The sequence below is a fragment of the Sphingobium sp. C100 genome (assembly GCF_000508185.1).
Taxonomy (GTDB): Bacteria; Pseudomonadota; Alphaproteobacteria; order Sphingomonadales; family Sphingomonadaceae; genus Sphingobium.
The window spans coordinates 1-4,168 of record NZ_AYOY01000063.1 but is presented as its reverse complement, the minus strand read 5'-3'; the positions used below and the strand labels follow the sequence as shown (position 1 = coordinate 4,168).

The 4,168-nt window shown below is 66.4% G+C and carries 3 protein-coding genes and 1 pseudogene; all 4 read left to right on the top strand.

Annotated elements, in window-relative coordinates:
• Window positions 1-253, top strand: a pseudogene (locus C100_RS0124145) (cell division protein FtsQ/DivIB); the annotation flags it as partial.
• Between the two features lie 5 nt (window positions 254-258).
• A complete protein-coding gene (gene ftsA / locus C100_RS30540) occupies window positions 259-1,542 on the top strand; it encodes a cell division protein FtsA (RefSeq protein ID WP_024018840.1) in 1,284 nt (427 codons plus the stop codon).
• A 107-nt stretch (window positions 1,543-1,649) separates the two neighbouring features.
• Window positions 1,650-3,083, top strand: coding sequence for a cell division protein FtsZ (ftsZ, locus tag C100_RS30535; protein WP_031308812.1), 1,434 nt, complete (start codon window positions 1,650-1,652; stop codon window positions 3,081-3,083).
• Window positions 3,084-3,191: 108 nt separating this feature from the next.
• On the top strand, window positions 3,192-4,168 hold a 977-nt coding region (locus tag C100_RS30530; protein WP_024018838.1), incomplete at its 3' end, for a tetratricopeptide repeat protein.

The window sequence follows — 4,168 nt, the reverse complement described above, 5'->3', positions numbered from 1 at the left end:
CGGGAACCGCCGCTGGGATCTGCGCTTTCAGTCCGGTGAGACGCTTTCCCTGCCGGAGGGCGATACGCAATCGGCGTCGGCGCTGGTGAATTTCGCGCGGATGGACGGAGTCAACCGGCTGCTCGGCCGGGGCATCGTCAAATTCGACATGCGCGATCCCGATCGTTTCGTCCTGCGCCTGCCGCAAGGCAAGGTGGAGGAAAAGCCCGTCGACGCGGCTGCAGCCGCGCCGGCGAAAGCTGAGGAAGGCTAAGGTCCATGGCGCAGCCCAAGGTCGAAAAGCTCATCACGGCGGTCGACATTGGCTCCTGGAAGGTGTCCGCGCTGATCGCCGGACGCACCGACACGGGCGAACTGGCGATATTGGGCACGGGCCAGCGCGAAAGCCGGGGCGTGCGCCGCGGCTTCATCGCCGATATGGAGCGCACCGAACTCGCCGTGCGCGAAACGGTGGAGCAGGCCGAGCGCGTCGCTGGCACCAATATCGAGGATGTGTGGGTCAGCTTTTCGGGCGGTAGCCTGGTCAGCGACGTGGTCACGGTCGAGCGCGACATGGGCGGTTATCGCGTCGAGCAGGCCGACATTGACGATCTCCTCACCACGGGGCAGCAGGGGATCGACCCCGATGGCCGCATCATCCTGCACGCGCAGCCGACCTGCTTCACCATCAATGGCAAGGTGCCGGTGAAAAAGCCGATGGGTATGCACGCCGACCTGCTGGGCGTCGATATTCATGTCGTGCTGGCCGACGGCGCCCCGCTCGCCAATCTCGACCTGTGCGTGCGTGGCGCCTATCTCAACGTCAATTCGATCGTCGCCTCGCCGATCGCGACCGGCCTTGCCTGCCTGTCGGAGGAAGAGCGCGACCTGGGCGTCGCGCTGGTGGAAATCGGCGCGGGAGTCACCAATGTCTCGCTTTATGCCGGCGGGATGCTGGTGGGCCTCCATTCCATCCCGCTGGGCGCATCGGACATTACCGACGACATCGCATCCTCCTTCGGCATTCGTCGCAGTCAGGCGGAACGGATCAAATGCTTCTATGGTTCGGCGATGCAGAATCCCCGTGATTTTCGCGAAATGATCGAGATTGCGCCGCCCCATGGCGATGTCGCGGTGCCGGGTCAGGCCGCCGGCCTCAATGCGGAAGGTGGCAAGATCACCCGCGCGGCGCTGGTCGGCGTGATTTGCGAACGGCTGAACCAGATCATGACCGAGGTTAATGCCGCGCTGGCCGGCATGGGGTTCAACTCCACCGGGCGTCAGGTGGTGCTGACCGGCGGCGGCGCGGAAATGAAGGGCATTGCCGACTATGCCCAGGGCGCATTGGGACGGGCGGTGCGGATCGGTCGGCCAAGGGGGTTGTCCGCCATGCCCGAAGCGCATAGTGGCCCGGCTTTCGCGACATTGGCGGGACTCGCGCTTTACGGCGCTTCCAACCCGGTTGATCTCCGCACGATGGCGCCCGCGCCGCAGACAGTGCATCGTCTGGGCGCACCGCTCTGGTGGCAACGCATGATGCGCGCGATTAAGACCAACTATTGAACGAATTAGGTCAAAAACGAAAATAGCTGGTGAAATCCCCTATTTTCTGGTGTTAACATTTGATGACGGTGTTGCTTCCTGACGAGGAAGCTGAGGGAGCAGAATATATGAGCATTGAGATCAGCCCGCCCCATGTGGACGAACTGAAGCCGCGTATCGCGGTGATCGGTGTCGGCGGCGCGGGTGGCAATGCCATCGCGAACATGATCGCCGCTTCGGTGGAGGGCGTCGATTTCATCGTCGCCAATACTGACGCTCAGGCGCTGAACAGTTCGCCGGCCGAACGCCGCATCCAGCTTGGCCCGCAAATCACCGAAGGGCTGGGCGCGGGGTCGCGTCCCGAAATCGGCAAGGCTGCCGCTGAAGAGACGATCGCTTCGGTCGAGCAGGCGCTGGAAGGCGCGCATATGTGCTTCATCACCGCCGGCATGGGCGGCGGCACCGGCACCGGCGCGGCGCCCGTCATCGCCAAGGCTGCGCGTGACCGCGGCATCCTGACCGTTGGCGTCGTGACCAAGCCCTTCACCTTCGAGGGCAATCGCCGCATGAAGTCGGCCGAGGCAGGGATCGAGGAGCTTCAGCAGCATGTCGATACCCTCATCGTCATCCCGAACCAGAATCTGTTCCTGATCGCCAATCCCAACACCACCTTCAAGGAAGCCTTCCAGATGGCGGACGAGGTGTTGCAGCAGGGCGTGCGCAGCATCACCGACCTCATGATCATGCCGGGCCTCATCAACCTCGACTTTGCCGACGTGCGGTCGGTTATGGGCGAAATGGGCAAGGCGATGATGGGCACCGGCGAAGCCGAAGGCGACGGCCGCGCGCTCCAGGCGGCGGAAAAGGCGATCGCCAACCCGCTGCTCGACGGCGTGTCGATGCGCGGCGCGAAGGGCGTCATCGTCTCGATCGTCGGCGGCGACGACATGCGCCTGATGGAAGTGGACGAAGCCGCCAACCATATCCGCGAACTGGTCGATCCCGACGCGAACATCATCTGGGGCAGCGCCTTCAACGACAATCTGAACGGCAAGATCCGCGTTTCGGTCGTTGCTACCGGCATCGACAATGATGTCGGCAGCCAGGCGACGCCGCTGACCCAGCCCTTCAGTTTCGCGAGCCGCCCGGCGGTGTCCGTGCCGCAGGGGGCCAAGCCCGCCGCCGCGCCGGCGCCGCAGCCCGAACCCGCCACCGCGCCGCCCGCCAAACCGGAGACGCTGGAACTCGACGTGCCCGAAGCGCCGGCGCCCGCGCCGGTCGAAAAGCCGGCCGCTCCTTTCGCACCCGCCAAGCCAGCGGCCGTCTTCTCCGACGTCGATCCGGATGAGGATGAACTGGTGTTGGGCGCCGACAATGCCGAACAGCCCGCCCCGGAACCGGCCCCTGCGCCCCCGGCGCCGCGCGTCGCCACCGGCGGCACCTTGTTCGAGCGGATGGCGGGGCTGACCCGCGGCGGCGAAAAGGCGCCGGGATCGCCTGCGGACGAAGCGGTTCCCGGAGTCGATATTCCGCGCTTCCTCAATCGCCAGAGCAACCAGTAAAGCGCGGCGTGTCCGACAATCGCGCGCCGTCGGTCGCCTGGTGCGGCCCGGCGCGCTTTTCGTGACCGGCAATTTCCCATTCATGCCGGCATCGGCTAAGGCAGGAATGTGATAAAGTCTCTTCCCTGGATTCTCGCCGCGCTGCTCGTCGCGGACGCCGCCCAAGCTCAAACCGACCAGGCCGATCTGGTGCGCCCTCTGGGCGCCGCCGATCTCAACAGCAATCTCGCCCGGCTCGCGTCCAATCCGCGCGATGTGTCCGCGCTGATCGGTGCGGGAGAGGCGGCGCTGGCGCTGGACGATCCCCATGGCGCGGCCGGCTTCTTCGCCCGCGCCGACGCGATCGAGAGCGGCAATGGCCGGATCAAGGCGGGGCTGGCCCGCGTGATGCTGAAGCTCCAGAACCCGGCCGAGGCGCTGCGCCTGTTCGATCAGGCGGCGCGGCTGGGTTATCCCGACACGACCATCCTGGCCGAGCGTGGCCTGGCGCGCGACATGACCGGCGACCAGGCAGGGGCGCAACGCGATTATCAGGCTGCGCTCGCCCGCACGCCGGACGACGCCGAACTGCGCCGCCGTTACGCCGCCTCCCTGGGCATATCGGGCCAGGTCGACGCGGCCGAAAAGATGCTGGAGCCTTTGCTCTACAAGAGCGATCGCGCCGCCTGGCGCTTTCGCGCGTTCATCTATGCGATGAACAATCGCCAGTCCGAAGCGAAGACGATCGCGGAGCAGACCATGCCGGCCCAACTGGCGGCGGCGATAACCCCCTATATGCAAAAAATGCCCTATCTGACCGCGCCGCAAAAGGCGGCGGCGGTGCATTTCGGGCAATTTCCAGCGCAGACCGGCACGGCCATCGCCGCCATCACGCCGACCAATCCGCCCGCCGGAGCCGCGACCCCCCCTGCCGCTTCGTCGGTGGCCGCCCCCGCGCAAGTCGCGCAAGCGCCCACCACTGCCCCGCAACCGGCGCGTCGATTGAGCGCCTCCGAGCAGCGCCGCCAGCGACGGGCGGCGGCACGGCTCGCCCGCACCGAAGGCACGGTCGCGCGCGCATCCGCTGCCCGCGAGCAGCCCTCCGC